The sequence below is a fragment of the Flavobacterium gelidicaeli genome (assembly GCF_013294005.1).
Taxonomy (GTDB): Bacteria; Bacteroidota; Bacteroidia; order Flavobacteriales; family Flavobacteriaceae; genus Flavobacterium.
Window position 1 is genome coordinate 111,311 of the sequence record NZ_JABSNK010000007.1, and the last position, 16,430, is coordinate 127,740.

Sequence of the window (16,430 nt, forward strand, 5' to 3'; positions counted from 1 at the left end):
TATTTATATGAGTCAAGATACTTCTTCGGATCAATTTTTTAAAGATTCTGTTTTAGGTCATCCCGCAGGATTATTCGTTTTGTTTTTTACAGAAATGTGGGAGCGTTTTTCTTATTACGGAATGCGTGCTTTATTAGTATTGTTTTTAACTTCTTCAATTGCCAAAGGTGGTTGGGCCTGGAGTGTAGAGGATGCTTTAGGATTGTACGGTACGTATACCATGTCGGTTTATTTTACTCCTGTAATAGGTGGTTTTTTAGCAGATAAATATTTAGGTTATCGTTGGGCAGTAATTTTAGGTGCTTTAGCAATGACTTTGGGTCACGCTTCAATGGCATTTGAAACGCCACTTATGTTGTATATTGGTATTGGTTGTTTGATTGTAGGGAACGGTTTGTTTAAGCCTAATATGACTTCGATAATATCTAATGCTTATGAAAGTCATCCTGAGAAAAAAGATGGTGCTTACTCTTTATATTACATGGGAGTAAATGCTGGGGCATTTTTAGGAATTATGCTTTGTGGTTACATTGGAGAAAAAATATCTTGGAGCTGGGGATTTGGTCTAGCCGGAATATTTATGTTCTTCGGGATGTTACAATTTTATTTTACACAGGACATTTTTGGAAATATTGGTTTAAAACCAACAGCAGCTTCTAAGCAAGAATCTTTAGACAAAGCAGCACAAGTTAAAGTACCTGCTAATATTGTTCGCGATCGTATTATTGCGGTTTTGATTTTTTCAGTATTTACCGTTTTCTTCTGGGCTGCATTTGAGCAAGCTGGAGGTTCAATGACTATTTTTGCTGAGAAATTTACGCAAAGAGAATTGTTTGGTAGTAGTGCTTCATTATTTAAAATAGCCGATACTTTATTAACAATAGTTCCTTTATTGATTATTACTTATGTATTGATTAAATTATTTTCTAAAACGTTTAAAAGATATTCTAAAGGAAATATAATCTTGTCTATCAGTTTTGTGATAATCTGGGCAATTGTTCTTTGGAAAGTAGGTAGAGAATTCTCTGCTACAGGTACTGAGGTGCCAGCAACATGGTTCGGAATATTAAATTCGTTATTTATAGTTGTTTTTGCACCAGTATTTTCTAAATGGTGGGAGAGTAGATACAATCTTTCTGGTCCTATGAAATTTGGATTAGGACTTACTTTATTAGGTTTAGGTTTTGGATTTTTAGCATATGGAAGTATGGGTATTGATACTAGTGCGGTATCAGTAGTTCGAGTAAGTATGTTCTGGTTGATTGCTGCTTATTTATTCCATACACTAGGTGAATTGTGTATTTCTCCGGTAGGATTGTCTTATGTAAGTAAATTGGTTCCTGCTAAATGGATTGGCATCATGTTTGGAGTTTATTACCTTTTCATTGGTATGGGAAACAAAATTGCAGGATCAATGGGAGGAATGATTGAAACAATTACACATCAGTATAGTTTGTCTACTTTCTTTTTGATTTTTACAATTGTACCTGTTGGAGCTGGTTTATTGATGGTGTTATTGTCTCCATTGATGAAAAAATTAATGCACGGTGTAAAGTAAAAAGTATTTTCCTTGAAAAAGATTATTTAAAATATAATAAAATGAAAAAAATTGTAATACTATTTTTATTGATTTTTGGGGTGCAGTTTGCGCAATCTCAAGAACTAGTTTGGCATACTAATGTAAAAGAAGCAATTGCTGTTAGTGAAAAACAAAAGCGACCTTTATTATTGTTCTTTACTGGTAGTGACTGGTGCGGATGGTGTATTCGTTTGCAAAAAGAGGTTTTGTTAACTCCAGAATTTAAAAAGTGGGCGAGTGAAAATGTTGTTTTGGTAGAATTAGATTATCCAAGAAGAACTCCTCAAACTAATGAAATTAAAGCGCAAAACATTGAATTACAGCAAGCTTTCGGTATTCAAGGTTTTCCAACAATTCATTTTGCTAAGGGAATAACTAAAAACGATAAAGTGAATTTTGAAGGTTTGGGTAGTACAGGGTATGTTGCTGGCGGTCCAACAGCTTGGTTAGCAGTAGCTGATAAGATTGTAAATGGAAATAAATCGTAGTTTTTCCTTTTTTAGTTAATTATATTAAAGTAATCTCTTCTTTTGTTGGGAATTATTGGTTTATTTGTTAGTTTTACTAAATATCCCCAAAACAAACCATATGATCAAGAAATTACTCTTTTCGCTTTTATTGTTATTTTGCTTTAGTATGAATTCTCAAGTTATTAATTGGAATACTGATGTTGTTAGTGCAATTCCAATAAGTAATACAGAGCGGAAGCCAATGTTGCTTTTGTTTACTGATGATTACTCAAGTAAAGGCGTTTTAGAAGCACAAATTTTTAACACATTAGATTTTGCACTTTGGTCAAGAGATAATGTTATTTTAGTGAAATTAGACCTTACTGATAGTCCTAATAATGAATTTTTAGAACGTAATTTATCTCTAAAAAAAGCTTTTGGTGTGCAGGAAGTACCAACTATATGTTTTTCGAAAGCTGACATTCGTAAAGAGAGAATTAATTACCAGTTAATTGGTAAAACAGGTTATAGACCTGGTGGAGTTAAAGCTTGGATTGCTAATGCTAAACAAGTTTTAAGTGGTCCATCTGATTATTAATCGCTATTTTAGTATATAAAATCCCTTTTCTGCAGTAGCGTGAAAAGGGGTTTTTTGTTTCTCACAAGTCTTTTTCCATAGTTCTTGAACTGTTTTATAATTTGATGCGTCTGCTACTATTATACTAGGCTTTAGTTTATTAATTAAGCGCTCTAAATTTATTTTAGGCGATTGTGTCAAAACAACTATATCTGGTTTGCTTTTCTCTATATATACTCCTGAAGCATCTATTAATAATATTTTTTTATTTTTAAAGTAGAATATATTTGGTGTTTTTTCTTTGCTTATTATCGTACTAAAATTGGCTATTTCATAAGTTTTCAAAATATCTTTTTTAGCTTTTAAAATGCTGTCATTACCATAAATTGCAATGTCTTTACCCATTCTTTTTGTGATAATGGTGTTCCTGCTAGAGTTGTAAACAATCCATTCTTTTTGGTTACCTATGTTCCATTGTGTTTGAAAATAAGTTAGCTGTAGTATCATAATAGCTATTAAAGTAAATGCAAGTTGTTTGAGTTTTGGTTTTTGTAACCAAAGTGTAAGAGTGATTATAGCTAAATATAAGCTGATCAATAAAGCTGCATTTAGCGGAATGTCTTTAATTATAAATTGTTCTGCAGATGCAATTGTATTGATGATTTTATTCAAATAAAAGATACTCCATTCAAATGGTTTTATTAAAATTATAGGAGTGTATCCAAAAGCGGCTAATGACATTACTATAATTCCCAAAACCATAATAATACTCAATAGCGGAATGACAACTAGGTTGGTTATAAAAAATAATCCAGGAAATTGATGGAAGTAATAAATGCTAAGAGGTAACGTTCCTAGTTGTGCTGCAAAGGCAACGGTGAGTAAATTCCATGCGTATTTAAGTAATTTGTTCTTTGGTTTCCATAGTTTAAAGAGTATTGGTTGTAACCAAAGAATAAAAAATAACGCGAGGTAACTCAGTTGAAAGCCTACGTCAAATAGAAATGACGGCTGAAAAAGTAGGATAAGCAACATTGAAATTATTAGGGTATAGTAGATGGAGTTTTTTCGTTTCAAATAATATCCTATTGCTAAAAAAGAAAACATAGTTACTGAGCGCACCACTGAAGGAGATAATCCTGCTAATAACGCAAAGAATAGTAAGACGGCAATGGTGATGACTAATTTTATAAATGAAGCTTTTTTAGTGTTAGGAATGGGTTTTAAAATAAATTTCATAAACAACAATAAAAAACCAACATGCAATCCAGAAACCGATAAAATATGTATTGCTCCTGCATATTGATAATCTTGTAAAATATCAGGAGAAATGTCTTGTTTTTGTCCCATTATCAAAGCAGTTGCGACACTTAGTTCGGTTTTGTGGAATCCTTTATTTTCTAAATTACTTATAATAGTGTTTCTTAAATTGGAAATATAAAACCAAATGTCTTCTTTTAATTTTTTGCCTATAACAACAGTATTATCGTTAGTGTACAGTTGCGCATTAATTTGTTTTCGCTCTAAATATTTACCATAATCAAATTGATTAGGATTTAAAACTGTTTTGTGAGGGAGCAATTTTGTTTTTAGTTTAATATAGCTTCCGGTTAGTAAATGGGCAGTTTGTTTTTGCTTTGGGAAGTTTATAATGACTTTTCCAGTGGTTTTATTGCCATTTATTTTTGTTATAAAAGCGATATAGCGTTCTGAATATGTTGACATTTTTAGCTTTTCGTGAAGAACGAGTTCTATTTCTTGATTTGCGGTAAAAGCTAATGGATTATTGGTGTAATGACTTTCTTGTAAAGTATCAGTATGTGTAATTTGTGTGGTGATTCCAATAAAAAAAGAAACGATATAAACGGAAAAGACAAAGTAAAGATTAAGTGCAATAATGCGTTTTTTAATAAAATAAAAAACTACTAAAATTAGTGATGATAATGAAAGTAAGCCAAATAGTAAAGTACTATTTAAAGCAGTTAAATTTGCAGCAATTATACCAAGTATAAAAGCTATTGTAATTTGGGTTAATGGAAATTCTAGTACTTTCATTCTTCTAAAGTACAGAATTATAATTAGATAGTCAGATTTTTAAAAAAGTACGCGATTTATTTGTGCAAATGTTTTTTGATAATATGCTTCTTTTGTTGAAGAAAGAATTACTCCTTTTGAAGTAGAGGTATGGATAAATTGGAGTTCATCATCATACACTTCAGTTACAATTCCTACATGATTTATTTGGGAACGGTTATTTGTTTTAAAGAAAATTAAGTCTCCCTTTTCGGCTTTTGATATATCTTTTCCTAAGTTTATTCCCGTTTGAGACTGCTGAATTGAAGTTCTAGGAAGTTTTACATTATATTCACTATAAACTGTAAAAACCAATCCAGAACAATCGTACCCTGCTCTTGTTGTGCCTGCTGTTTTATATCTTATTCCTAAATTATCAGTAGCCGATTCAATAATATTTTCGGCTAGTTGATTGCTTGATTTTGTGCTTTTTTTTGAAGATTTACTAGTGACAATTGAGCTCGATTTACAAGAGCTAAAAACTATTGTGAAAGCAAGTAGATATAAAAGGTTTTTCAAAATAATTTATTTTTTTAATTCTGCTACGATTAACTCAGCAGTTTTTTTGCTTGCGCCAACTCCGCCTAACTTTTCTTCGAGTACATCATATTTAGTAAGAAGTGTTTTTCGATAATTAGGTTCTAAAATTTTAGTAAGCTCTTTTTTAATGTTTTTATAGTTAAAGTCGTCTTGTATTAATTCGGTTACTACTTCTTCATCCATAACAAGATTTACAAGCGAGATGTATTTTAAGGTAATAATACGTTTTGCAATTTGGTATGATAGCCAGCTACCTTTATAACAAACTACTTCAGGAACTTTAAATAGCGCAGTTTCAAGAGTTGCTGTTCCTGATGTTACTAATGCTGCAGTGGAAATTTTCAGTAAATCATATGTTTTATTTGTTATGAATTTAATGTTTTTATTAATAATGAATTTTTTATAAAAGGCATAATCTTGACTTGGTGCACCAGCAATGACAAATTGATAATCAGGAAAATCATCAACAATACTTAACATTCCTGTTAACATTTTTGTGATTTCTTGTTTACGGCTGCCGGGAAGTAAGGCAATTATGGGTTTGTGGTCTAGGTTGTTTTCTTTTCTAAAAGTAGGTTCATCTATGTTTTTTTGATTTTGAATAGCATCAATTAATGGGTGTCCTACGTAGTCTACTTCGTAATCGTATTTTTCATAAAAGGGCTTTACAAAAGGTAATACCACATACATGTGATCAATTGTATTCTTAATTGTTTCTACTCTTCCAGGTCTTGAAGCCCATACTTGTGGACTAATGTAATAAAATGTTTTATAGCCTTTTGGTTTTGCCCATTTTGCAATTCGGAGATTAAAGCCTGAATTATCAATAAAAATTAAAGCATCGGGATTAAAAGCTTCAATGTCTTCTTTGCAAAAGTCAATAAATTTCAGAATAGAAGATAGGTTTTTTATGATTTCCGCAAAACCCATAAAAGCGCGCTCTTTGTAATGAGAGACTAATTCAGCTCCAGCTTGTTGCATTAAATCACCACCCCAACATCTAATTCGAGCGTTATTATCTTCTTTGAGAATTTCCTTAATCAAATTAGATCCGTGTAAATCTCCTGATGCCTCTCCGGCTATAATATAATATTTCATTTAAAAACAATTAGTGTAAAACTGCAACATCCAAAATCCAAAACTCACTCGGTAATTTAATTACGATGTGTTTAAATTAATACCGTAATTAAAGTCATTATTAATAAAGATAAAATAATTCCACGTGCTATAATATCTTTATTCATTTTTAATAAAATGGCAAAAATTATAAGATTTGGAATTGATCCTAAAGTAATAAGTTTGCCTAATGAACCTTGCATTTTTATTATTTGAACACCTGTATAAAAAGTATATTCAGTAAATAAGGTTACAAAGATATAACTACCTAACAAAGTGCCAGCAAAACCCAATAATAAACCATAAAAAACAGCTAACTTATTCATTCCATTTCCAGTTGTTAAGTTGTTGTACTGTGTGATGCGCAGTTAAGTCAAATTGTACTGGTACAACTGAAATATATCCATTTGCAAGCGCCCACTCATCGGTATCTTCGCCTTTGTCTAAATTTATAAATTCACCCGCTAGCCAGTAATAGTCTTTTCCTTGAGGTGTTACTCTTTTATCAAATTTTTCAGCCCATATTGCTTTCGCTTGACGGCAAACTTTGATTCCTTTTATTTGCTCCTTTTTTAATTTTGGAAAATTCACATTCAACACTACATCCTTAGGTAGTCCGTTATGTAATGCTTCCTGAGTTATTTTTTTTATAAAAGGTTTTATGGTTTCAAAGTCGGCATTCCAGTCGTAATCTAAAAGGGAAAAACCAATAGCTGGAATTCCTTCAATACCTGCTTCAACTGCAGCACTCATTGTTCCGGAATAAATCACATTTATAGAAGAATTAGATCCATGATTAACTCCTGAAACACATAAGTCTGGTTTTCTTTTTAAAATTTCGTTGACTGCTAATTTTACACAATCAACCGGTGTTCCGGAGCAACTATATTCCGTTATGTCAGCACCTTCTTTAGATATTTTATTTAAATACAATGTGCTATTTATAGTAATGGCATGTCCCATTGCACTTTGTGGTTTGTCTGGTGCAACTACTACAACTTCTCCTATTTCAGACATTACTGCAATCAATGCACGCATCCCGGGAGCTGTTATTCCGTCATCATTAGTCACTAAAATTAATGGTTTAGTCTTTGACATATTTTTTTAATTTGAATTTTAATTGTATTTTTTATCTCGATTACAAAATGTGTTTCTAAATCAAGTAATCATAAACAAAGGAAACAAATTTTATTAACTTCGACCGTTAAAGCTAAAACAAAAAAACATTTTTATATCTTTAACAAAAATTTATAGGCAGTTCACGGTTGCTGGCATAGTTTTTACCGTAACTTAGTTTAAAAAATGAATGAATACAATTATTATCTTTATGAAAAGACATTATAAAATACTCCTAGCAGTTGTTGCGCTTTCAGCGACATTGTTTGCTTTTAAAATTAAATCAGGAGACGAACCAGACCCGGATAAAGACAAGTTACTTTTAGAATTATTAATGTTTGTTGTAGAAAAAGGACACTATAATCCTGCTGCGATAGATGACAACTTTTCTAGGGGTATTTATAAAGATTATGTACAAGCTTTAGATCCTTCTAAACGTTTTTTCTTACAGTCTGATATAGATGAGTTTTCTAAATACGAAACACAATTAGATGATGAGTTAGTGAATAAAGATTTAACGTTCTTTAATCTTACTTATACACGCTTGATGAAAAGAATGCAAGAGAGTAAAAATATTTATTGTGGTATTTTAAAATCACCTTTTAATTATAAAGTTGATGAGTCTTTTGATACGGATTATGAAAAAGCGCCTTATGCTAAAAATTCTAATGAATTAAAGGAAAGATGGCGCAAGCAGATCAAATTGTCGACTTTGTCTTCATTAACTGATCGTTTAAAAACGCAAGAAGAAAATGCTAAAAAAGAAGCTGACCCGGAAAATAAAGACACAAAAATAACTAATACTGATAAATCTAAATCGTACGCTGAACTAGAAAAAGAAACGCGCGAAAATGCTCAAAAATCATTAGATGAGTATTTTGGGTTTATGAATGATTTGAATAGAGAAGATTGGTTTTCAGTGTATATCAATTCGATTACTGCCCGTTTTGATCCACATACAAATTATTTTGCTCCTGAAGAAAAAGAACGTTTTGACGTAAGTATCAGTGGTAAACTTGAAGGAATTGGTGCGCGTTTACAAAAGAAAAATGATTATACCGAGATTTCTGATCTTATCTCTGGTGGTCCTGCATGGAGAGGTAAAGATCTTGAAGCTGGTGATATTGTAATGAAAGTTGCTCAAGGCGATGCAAAACCTGTTGATATTGTAGGAATGCGTCTTGATGATGTAGTAAAGAAAATAAAAGGACCAAAAGGTTCTGAAGTGAAGCTTACCGTTAAAAAAGTTGATGGAACTATAAAAGTAATTTCAATAATTAGAGATATCGTTGAAATTGAAGAGACTTATGCTAAGTCAAGTGTAGTAATGAAAAATGGATTGAAATATGGGGTTATTTATTTACCAAAATTCTATATTGATTTCGAAAATAAAGACGGTAGAGATGCTGGAAAAGATATTGCGTTAGAAGTAGAGCGATTCAAAGAAGCTGATGTTGACGGAATAGTTCTTGATGTTCGTGATGATGGTGGTGGATCTTTATCTACAGTTGTTGATATTGCGGGATTGTTTATCGAGCAAGGGCCTATTGTTCAAATTAAATCTTCTGGTAGAAAAAAAGAAGTGTTATATGATAAAGACCCAAAAATTGAATGGGACAAACCTTTAGTTATTGTAGTTAATAGTTTCTCTGCTTCGGCTTCAGAAATTTTGGCTGCAGCTATACAAGACTACAAAAGAGGAATTATAATTGGTAGTAAACAAACATATGGTAAAGGAACAGTACAAAATGTAATTGATTTGAATCAGTTTGTTAGAAGTAGTACTGTAGGTGATTTAGGGGCTTTGAAAACAACAACTCAAAAATTTTATAGAATTAATGGTGGGTCTACTCAACTTGAAGGAGTAAGTAGTGATGTGGTTATGCCAGACCGTTATGCTTATTTAAAAATGGGAGAACGTGATGTTGATAATGCCATGCCATGGGATAAAATTGATCCAGCACAATATACTATTTGGAATAAAACACAGCGATTTAATTTAGCTATTAACAATAGTAAACAACGTATTGCAAGTAATCCACAGTTTCAATTGATGGAAGAAAACGCAAAATGGATTGATAGTCGTAGTAATGATAATACGTACAGTTTAAACATGGAAAAGTTTAAAGTTGCTCAACGTGAAATTGAAGATAAAGCTAAAAAATACCGTCCGCTTTCTCAGTATAAAAATGGTTTGGAATTTACATCTTTACCTTATGAAGTTACTGAAATGAATCAAGATCCTAGTTTGAAAGAAAAGCGAGAAAGATGGCATGAAAGTTTAGCTAAAGATATTTATATCGAAGAGGCTTTAAATGTTCTTGATGATTTACAAACAAGTGTTGATCAAAAGCGAAGCATGACAAAAATGAAAAACGATAAACTAAAAAACGATAAATTAGTAAAATCATAGTAGTAGTTTATAAATGAATAATAATACACAATCTTTAACAGCTATTGCGCTCCAAAAATTCAAAAAGAATTTTTGGGGCGTTTTTAGTTTTGCATTTATACTTGTTTTAGTCTTTGTATCTGTATTTGCTTATGTTCTAGCGCCAGATAAATCAGCTAATGCAAACCAAATGCATTTATCAATTCACTCAAAGCCACCAGGTTTTAATGTGAAAATCATGGCAATTCCTTTGGGGGATAAAATTGAAAGTAGTTTTTCTGATTATTTTTTTGGCGGTGCCAATAGTTTGACTGAAATTCCCATATCGAGTTATAAAATCAAGAATAATGTAATTGAATACGTAGCCTATTCTGACGAGCCATCTCTTCAAATGGTAAAAGAAGTTTCTTTGAAAACTTTTGTTGGAGAGACGTCAATTGAAGCGGCAGCAGGTAAATTTATATCAAGTAGAACTTTTTATTTGGGTACTGATAAATATGGTAGAGACCTTTTGAGCAGAATGTTAATAGGTTCAAGGGTTTCGATTTCTATTGGTGTTGTTGCTGTAGTTATCTCCTTAGTTGTAGGTATCTTTTTTGGTGCTATTGGTGGCTATTTTGGAGGGAAAACGGATGCGCTTATTATGTGGGTAGTAAATATTATATGGTCTATTCCTACGTTATTATTAGTAATTGCAATTACACTTGCTCTAGGTAAAGGATTTTGGCAGGTATTTGTTGCCGTAGGTTTGACCATGTGGGTAGAGGTTGCGCGTGTGGTTCGAGGACAAGTAATTAGCGTGAAAGAAATGCAATATGTAACTGCGGCAAAAGCATTGGGTTTTGGTAATTTCAGAATTATATTCAATCATATTCTGCCTAATATTATGGCTCCCGTTATTGTGATTTCGGCAGCAAACTTTGCTAGTGCTATTCTTGTGGAAAGTGGATTAAGCTTTTTAGGATTAGGAGCACAGCCGCCAATACCTAGTTGGGGGAGTATCATCAAAGATCATTACAGTTATATTATTTTGGGGAAACCCTATTTAGCAATGGTGCCTGGCTTAGCAATTATGTCGCTTACTTTAGCTTTTATGATGATGGGTAATGCATTACGCGATGCACTAGATGTAAAACAATAATAAATGTTATAATTAAAAATAAATATGAGAATTAACCAACTGTTTTTAAGTTCAATAGTATGTTTAGTTGCTTTAGTTTCTTGTAAAAAAGGAACTGCATATCAAGATAACGTCACATTATTGGATAGTCTTGATGTAAGAAATGATACTAGAGTTAAAGCAGGGCAAACGGTAGGGGATATTGTTTTTGATTATTTGCCTACTGCTACGAATAATCAAATTATAAAACACGATTATTACACGTTGTCTTATAATGAAGATGCTGAGCAGGCAGAATGGTTGGCTTACGAACTAAAAAAAAATTACATCATTAATAATGATTTTAAAAGACCTTATTTTATTGAAGATCCTAAAGTAAAATCACAATCAGCTGACTGGAGGAATTATAAAAGGTCTGGGTATGATAAGGGGCATCTTTGTCCAGCAGGAGATATGGAATTTAGTAAATCGGCTTATGATGATACGTTTTATACTTCTAATATTTCTCCACAAAATCATGATTTTAATGGCGGAATATGGAATCGTTTGGAGCAAAAAGTACGCTATTGGGCACAAAGATATGATGGGGTTTATGTTGTTACAGGAGGAGTGTTAAAAAACACCTCTAAAACCATAGGTACGGAAAAGGTAGTGGTTCCTGATTTTTTCTATAAAATTATTCTTGATGAATCAAATGGAAAATATAAAATGATTGCTTTCTTGATTCCTAATGTAAAAAGCAATAAACCTTTGTATGATTTTGTAGTATCTGTGGATAGTATCGAAAAAATGACTGGTATTGATTTCTTTCCTAAACTAGAGGATGCTGTTGAAAATAATTTAGAGAAAAATAGCAGTATTAAAGCATGGGTTTTTAATTAAAAAAAAGATTTAATACTACCACTCATTTACTTTGTTAGCATCCATTTTTAGGAATATAAACAGCAAAATTGTAAATCCCCAGAGACCTGAACCTCCATAAGAAAAGAAAGGTAATGGTACTCCAATTGTTGGAAATATACCAATAACCATAGCAATATTCACAAAGAAGTGAATGAATAATATTCCTGCTACACAATAACCATATACTCTGCTAAATTTTGTTTTTTGCCTTTCGGCCAAATAAATAACGCGAAGAAATAAAGTTACAAATAATATGATTACCGTTACCGAACCTAAGAAACCCCATTCTTCACCTACTGTTGTAAAAATATAATCAGTATGTTGTTCTGGGACAAAACCACCTTTAGTTTGTGTGCCTTCTAGAAAACCTTTTCCTATCCAACCCCCAGATCCAATAGCAATTTCAGATTGATTAGTGTTGTATCCAATTCCTTTTAAATCGACTGTTTTACCTAATAATATATTAAAACGGTCACGATGGTGTTGTTTAAATACATTATTAAATACATAGTTTACTGATAAAACAAATCCACTTATTAATCCGAAGATCACTAAGCTTGCAATAGGATTGCGATCTCCTAATCTAGATCTGTAGTAAATTATTAAAATAATTAATAAAGAGGCTAGAATAATATATATAGGTTGGATAACAAGCGTTAAAACAAACAATAAAATAGCTATAAAACCAGTCCACACATACCAAGAAGGTAGCCCTTCGCGGTAAAGTACAATTATAAAAATACTATAGATAAGAGCACTTCCAGGGTCTGGCTGTGGTAAAATAAGCATTACTGGTAAGAACACAATAGCTAATGCTTGAATTTGCCTATTGGTTTCTTTTAAGTTTATTTGCGAATCACTGAGGAATTTGGCTAAAGCCAATGCTGTAGCTGCTTTAGCAAACTCTGATGGCTGTAATGTAAAACTTCCTATTGCATACCAACAGCGTTGTCCGGCAATAGTTTTCCCAAAAAGGAATAATCCGGCAAGCAGTAGTAGCGCGCCACCGAAAATAATACTAGCGTATTTTTCATAAAATTTACCATCAACAGCTAAGATTATAAAAATTAACGGAATTGTTAATAAGATGAATATAAGTTGTTTTTGAGCGGTATCATCAGTCGCTGATAACGAGGAAGAGTAGATGTTAATCCATCCCATCGCAACTAATGATATGTATATGATAATACACGTCCAGTCAAGGTTTTTTTTAATGCTTTGATTTTTCATTTGAAATGAATAGCTATATTAGTTTTTAGATGTGCTGTCGCTTATTGCAGCAGTATCTACGTTTGTAGGCTTTTTTTCGAAATTGTTTTTAGGTGTAGTTTCAATAGCGCTTGCTTCTTTCATACCTCCTAATTTAGCATAACGATCTCTTAAGCTTATTTTTAAGACTCTTGTTTCTAAGTCAACTCTTGATATCTTTTTTCGCAGGTATTTTTCGATTATTAAACTTGCAATAGGTCCTGCGATTGTCGCTCCATATCCACCATTTTCTACCATAACCGCAATCGCAATTTTTGGATTGTCTTTTGGTGCAAAGGCTACAAATATAGAGTGATCTTCAAGTTTTGTACGTTTACCATTTATTTTGGCATAATTTTCAGCAGTTCCTGTTTTACCACAAATGTCAATCCCTTCTACGCGTAAACTTCTTGCAGTCCCCATATTGTAAACATCAAATAATCCTTGAATAACGGGTTTAAAAAACTTTCGGTCAATAGTGGTTACATGTTTTTCAGTAAACTTAGGTTCTATTTTACCGCCCTTAATATTTTTTATGATATGAGGAGTGTAATAATATCCTTCATTGGCAACTGTTGCCATCATGTTTGCTAATTGAATAGGGGTCATTAAAACTTCTCCTTGTCCTATAGAGTTGGATATAATAGTTGTGCTTCTCCAGCCACCATTTGGGTAAATACGTTTGTAGGTTTTAGAATCCGGAATATTTCCTCTTTTTCCAGTAGGTAAATCATAACCCATAAATTGTCCTAATCCAAAACTACGTACGTGCTTGCTCCATACGTCTACTGCATAAGCTGGTTTCGCATATTTATTTATAGTGCGCATGTATACTTGTGCAAAATAGGTGTTACATGAATTATATATTCCGTTATTTAAACTGTGTGGGCCAAAACCGTGACACTTCATGAATCGGCCTCGTGCATAGCTAAATCCGTGGTGACACATAAATGTGGTTTGTTCATCTATAACCCCCTCTTGCAGACCAATTAACCCAGTAAGGATTTTAAAAGGCGATCCAGGAGGGTATTCAGCTAATAGACCTCGATCGTAAAGAGGTTTTGCAATTGAATCATGATACAATAAAGTGTAGTTTTTTGAGCGCTGTCTTCCCACTAAAATGGAAGGGTCGTAAGAAGGGGCTGTTACTAAAGCTAATATTTCACCTGTACTAGGTTCTATAGCTACAATACCTCCTCTTTTATTAATCATTAACTGTTCACCATATTTTTGAATTTCAGCATCTATAGATAGTGTGATGTCTTCTCCTTGTACGGCTATTGTATCATATTTACCGTCTTTGTACGAACCTATTTCTCTGTTGTATTTGTCTTTTTGAATGTATTTTACTCCTTTTATCCCGCGTAAAATTTCTTCGTAATTTTCTTCAACTCCTTGTTTACCAATTAAATCACCGCTATTATAGTACGGTTTTTTAGCAATTAACTTTTCATTTACTTGAGTAATGAAGCCAAAAATATTAGCGCCATAATCTACCTCATAATCTCGTAGGGATCTTTTTTGAAAGTAGAAGCCTTCAAATTTTCTTATTTTTTCTTGAAAAGCAGCGAATTCACTTTTATTTAATTGCGATAAAAATACTGATGGAAGTCTTGGGCTATACACCTTCGCCTTAGCGATTTTCTTGATGTAATCCTCTTTAGTAATTTTTAATAGTTCACAGAACTCTAAAGTGTCAATTTTTTTAAGTTCTCTAGGAATAACCATGATGTCATACGACGCCTGGTTTGCAACTAATAATTTGCCATTTCTATCGTAGATGTAGCCTCTTTCAGGATATTCGAATTTTTTCTTAATACCATTATTTTCTGATTTTAATTTGAAAGTATCGTTGATGACTTGCAAATAAAAAATGCGGATTAGTAGCAAAGATGCTGCAATGATTATTAATGAAGGCAGCAGAAATTTTCTCATCTTTTGTTAGGCTTAATAAGGTATATTATAATAATGCAACTGATAGTGGTGAAAACGGTACTTAATAAAGCACGTATTAATATGTCTAAGAAGAAACTAATTTGAAAAGCTTCTAATATGAACAGTGTAAAATGATGTAATACAACCGAGATTAATATAAATGAAAATCGTTCGGGTGTTAAAGAATCATTTAATTTAATGGTTTGGTATTCATAACTGACGCCAAATGAAAATTTAAATATTGAGGGTCTCATGTAAGCTAGTAACAAACAAGCTGTGGCATGAATTCCTCCTGAATTAGAAAAGAAATCCATTACTAATCCTAGAAAAAAACTAGCAATTAATAATCCTGATTTGTTTCCGTTTACTGGATATAGTATAATAAACAATAGGTAAGGGAAGGGCATTATAAAACCCAAAAATGTCATATTGTTAAAAATAACTATCTGAACGGCTAATAATAAAATAAACCGAGAAATATTGACTAACAAAGTGCTATTCATCTTTCGTTGTTTTTTCTAAATTATTAAGTTCGTCTCTGTTTTTGCTTTTGATAATATAAACATGGCCTAAATTAGTCATGTCATTGAATAGTTTAACAGTTATAGTATAATAATGAGTTTGCTCGTCTATTTCTACTTTATAAATTGTTCCAATATTTATGTTTTCAGGAAATATAACCGATTGTCCTCCTGTAACGATAGTATCTCCTTTTCTTATAGCAGCCAACCTCGGTACGTCTATTAATTGAACGAATCCAGTATTTTTTCCATTCCATACTAAAGATCCAAAATGGTTTGATTTTTTAACTTTTGCGTTTATACGTGATTTAACATTCAAGATGCTAATTACAGTAGCGTAATTAGGAGATGTTTTATCGACTATTCCTACAATTCCTAAGTTGTTTACTACTCCCATATCAGGCTCAACACCTGCAAGAGTTCCAGAATTTAAGGTCAGGAAGTTTTCGTGAACATTAAAAGAATTGTGAATAACTTTAGATACCATGATATCATCAGGTAAGTCTGTTTTTAAGTTTTGAAATTTTTTAATCGCTGTAGAGTCTTTTGATTTAAAAATCACACTTTTTAGTCGTGCATTTTCTAAAGCCAGCGCCTCGTTTTGCGTTTTTAAATTCAAATATTCACTTACATTATTAATTTTCTCGTAAACACCACCGCTTAAAAAATTAGCAGAACTAATTACTCTGCTTTTATGGTACGAATGAGATTGTATTGTGAGTGCTAATGAAATGCATAATAACAGCAAAAACAGTAAACGATTACTGTTTTTAAATATGAAATTAAATATTTGCTGCATTTCTTGTCTTTGTTTTATTATTTAAAGAAGTTCTCAAGGTGCTATTTCACTAAAATCAAATA

15 protein-coding genes are annotated in these 16,430 nt (G+C 32.1%); 6 read left to right on the top strand and 9 right to left on the bottom strand.

Annotation, left to right across the window (positions count from 1 at the left end; translation table 11 throughout):
- The first annotated feature begins 7 nt into the window (after positions 1 to 7).
- The 3 genes from HNP99_RS11980 to HNP99_RS11990 all read left to right on the top strand — a co-directional run bounded on the left by HNP99_RS11980 (position 8) and on the right by HNP99_RS11990 (position 2,626).
- Positions 8 to 1,558 (top strand): peptide MFS transporter, encoded by a 1,551-nt coding sequence (locus HNP99_RS11980; RefSeq protein WP_173853625.1) that lies wholly within the window; start codon positions 8 to 10, stop codon positions 1,556 to 1,558.
- A gap of 41 nt (positions 1,559 to 1,599) precedes the next feature.
- The gene (locus HNP99_RS11985; protein WP_173853626.1) at positions 1,600 to 2,067 is read left to right on the top strand and encodes a thioredoxin family protein; all 468 of its coding nucleotides are present in this window, start codon (positions 1,600 to 1,602) and stop codon (positions 2,065 to 2,067) included.
- A 100-nt stretch (positions 2,068 to 2,167) separates the two neighbouring features.
- Positions 2,168 to 2,626, top strand: a complete 459-nt coding sequence (locus HNP99_RS11990; protein WP_173853627.1) for a thioredoxin domain-containing protein — start codon at positions 2,168 to 2,170, stop codon at positions 2,624 to 2,626.
- Between the two features lie 3 nt (positions 2,627 to 2,629).
- Here the strand turns inward: HNP99_RS11990 and HNP99_RS11995 are convergent, their stop codons facing one another.
- From HNP99_RS11995 to surE, 5 genes are all read right to left on the bottom strand, one after another.
- Positions 2,630 to 4,660, bottom strand: coding sequence for a ComEC/Rec2 family competence protein (locus tag HNP99_RS11995; protein WP_173853628.1), 2,031 nt, complete (start codon positions 4,658 to 4,660; stop codon positions 2,630 to 2,632).
- Between the two features lie 39 nt (positions 4,661 to 4,699).
- Complete coding sequence (locus HNP99_RS12000) at positions 4,700 to 5,197, bottom strand: C40 family peptidase (protein ID WP_173853629.1); 498 nt, start codon at positions 5,195 to 5,197, stop codon at positions 4,700 to 4,702.
- 6 nt (positions 5,198 to 5,203) lie between these two features.
- Entirely contained in the window at positions 5,204 to 6,316 is a 1,113-nt protein-coding gene (lpxB, locus tag HNP99_RS12005; protein WP_173853630.1) for a lipid-A-disaccharide synthase, read from the bottom strand.
- Positions 6,317 to 6,387: 71 nt separating this feature from the next.
- Complete coding sequence (locus HNP99_RS12010; RefSeq protein WP_173853631.1) at positions 6,388 to 6,660, bottom strand: hypothetical protein; 273 nt, start codon at positions 6,658 to 6,660, stop codon at positions 6,388 to 6,390.
- Complete coding sequence (gene surE, locus HNP99_RS12015; protein WP_173853632.1) at positions 6,653 to 7,432, bottom strand: 5'/3'-nucleotidase SurE; 780 nt, start codon at positions 7,430 to 7,432, stop codon at positions 6,653 to 6,655. Before surE ends, HNP99_RS12010 begins: the two co-directional genes overlap by 8 nt.
- Before the next feature lie 208 nt (positions 7,433 to 7,640).
- On the opposite strand from surE, the gene HNP99_RS12020 reads away from it, so the two are divergent.
- The 3 genes from HNP99_RS12020 to HNP99_RS12030 are packed head-to-tail and all read left to right on the top strand — an operon-like array spanning position 7,641 to position 11,844.
- Positions 7,641 to 9,863 (top strand): carboxy terminal-processing peptidase, encoded by a 2,223-nt coding sequence (locus tag HNP99_RS12020; RefSeq protein WP_173853633.1) that lies wholly within the window; start codon positions 7,641 to 7,643, stop codon positions 9,861 to 9,863.
- Between the two features lie 13 nt (positions 9,864 to 9,876).
- The gene (locus tag HNP99_RS12025; RefSeq protein WP_173853634.1) at positions 9,877 to 10,983 is read left to right on the top strand and encodes an ABC transporter permease; all 1,107 of its coding nucleotides are present in this window, start codon (positions 9,877 to 9,879) and stop codon (positions 10,981 to 10,983) included.
- A 24-nt stretch (positions 10,984 to 11,007) separates the two neighbouring features.
- The gene (locus HNP99_RS12030) at positions 11,008 to 11,844 is read left to right on the top strand and encodes a DNA/RNA non-specific endonuclease (protein ID WP_173853635.1); all 837 of its coding nucleotides are present in this window, start codon (positions 11,008 to 11,010) and stop codon (positions 11,842 to 11,844) included.
- 15 nt (positions 11,845 to 11,859) lie between these two features.
- On the opposite strand, the gene rodA is transcribed toward HNP99_RS12030, so the two are convergent.
- Genes rodA through mreC form a run of 4 tightly spaced genes read right to left on the bottom strand, consistent with a single transcriptional unit; the run spans position 11,860 to position 16,368 of the window.
- Complete coding sequence (gene rodA / locus HNP99_RS12035; RefSeq protein ID WP_173853636.1) at positions 11,860 to 13,095, bottom strand: rod shape-determining protein RodA; 1,236 nt, start codon at positions 13,093 to 13,095, stop codon at positions 11,860 to 11,862.
- An 18-nt stretch (positions 13,096 to 13,113) separates the two neighbouring features.
- Complete coding sequence (mrdA, locus tag HNP99_RS12040; protein ID WP_173853637.1) at positions 13,114 to 15,048, bottom strand: penicillin-binding protein 2; 1,935 nt, start codon at positions 15,046 to 15,048, stop codon at positions 13,114 to 13,116.
- Positions 15,045 to 15,551: a rod shape-determining protein MreD gene (locus HNP99_RS12045; protein ID WP_173853638.1), complete on the bottom strand. Its 507-nt coding sequence runs from the start codon at positions 15,549 to 15,551 to the stop codon at positions 15,045 to 15,047. The genes mrdA and HNP99_RS12045 overlap by 4 nt, the downstream gene beginning before the upstream one ends.
- The gene (gene mreC / locus HNP99_RS12050; RefSeq protein ID WP_173853639.1) at positions 15,544 to 16,368 is read right to left on the bottom strand and encodes a rod shape-determining protein MreC; all 825 of its coding nucleotides are present in this window, start codon (positions 16,366 to 16,368) and stop codon (positions 15,544 to 15,546) included. Before mreC ends, HNP99_RS12045 begins: the two co-directional genes overlap by 8 nt.
- Positions 16,369 to 16,430 lie beyond the last annotated feature (62 nt).

Bases quoted from the DNA above. Each gene is read 5' to 3' on its own strand.
- HNP99_RS11980 (WP_173853625.1), top strand. From the start codon at position 8: ATGAGTCAAGATACTTCTTCGGATCAATTTTTTAAAGATTCTGTTTTA.
- rodA (WP_173853636.1), bottom strand. From the start codon at position 13,095: ATGAAAAATCAAAGCATTAAAAAAAACCTTGACTGGACGTGTATTATC.
- mreC (WP_173853639.1), bottom strand. From the start codon at position 16,368: ATGCAGCAAATATTTAATTTCATATTTAAAAACAGTAATCGTTTACTG.
- HNP99_RS11990 (WP_173853627.1), top strand. From the start codon at position 2,168: ATGATCAAGAAATTACTCTTTTCGCTTTTATTGTTATTTTGCTTTAGT.
- HNP99_RS12025 (WP_173853634.1), top strand. From the start codon at position 9,877: ATGAATAATAATACACAATCTTTAACAGCTATTGCGCTCCAAAAATTC.
- HNP99_RS12010 (WP_173853631.1), bottom strand. From the start codon at position 6,660: ATGAATAAGTTAGCTGTTTTTTATGGTTTATTATTGGGTTTTGCTGGC.
- mrdA (WP_173853637.1), bottom strand. From the start codon at position 15,048: ATGAGAAAATTTCTGCTGCCTTCATTAATAATCATTGCAGCATCTTTG.
- lpxB (WP_173853630.1), bottom strand. From the start codon at position 6,316: ATGAAATATTATATTATAGCCGGAGAGGCATCAGGAGATTTACACGGA.
- HNP99_RS12030 (WP_173853635.1), top strand. From the start codon at position 11,008: ATGAGAATTAACCAACTGTTTTTAAGTTCAATAGTATGTTTAGTTGCT.
- HNP99_RS11995 (WP_173853628.1), bottom strand. From the start codon at position 4,660: ATGAAAGTACTAGAATTTCCATTAACCCAAATTACAATAGCTTTTATA.
- HNP99_RS11985 (WP_173853626.1), top strand. From the start codon at position 1,600: ATGAAAAAAATTGTAATACTATTTTTATTGATTTTTGGGGTGCAGTTT.
- surE (WP_173853632.1), bottom strand. From the start codon at position 7,432: ATGTCAAAGACTAAACCATTAATTTTAGTGACTAATGATGACGGAATA.
- HNP99_RS12020 (WP_173853633.1), top strand. From the start codon at position 7,641: ATGAATACAATTATTATCTTTATGAAAAGACATTATAAAATACTCCTA.
- HNP99_RS12045 (WP_173853638.1), bottom strand. From the start codon at position 15,551: ATGAATAGCACTTTGTTAGTCAATATTTCTCGGTTTATTTTATTATTA.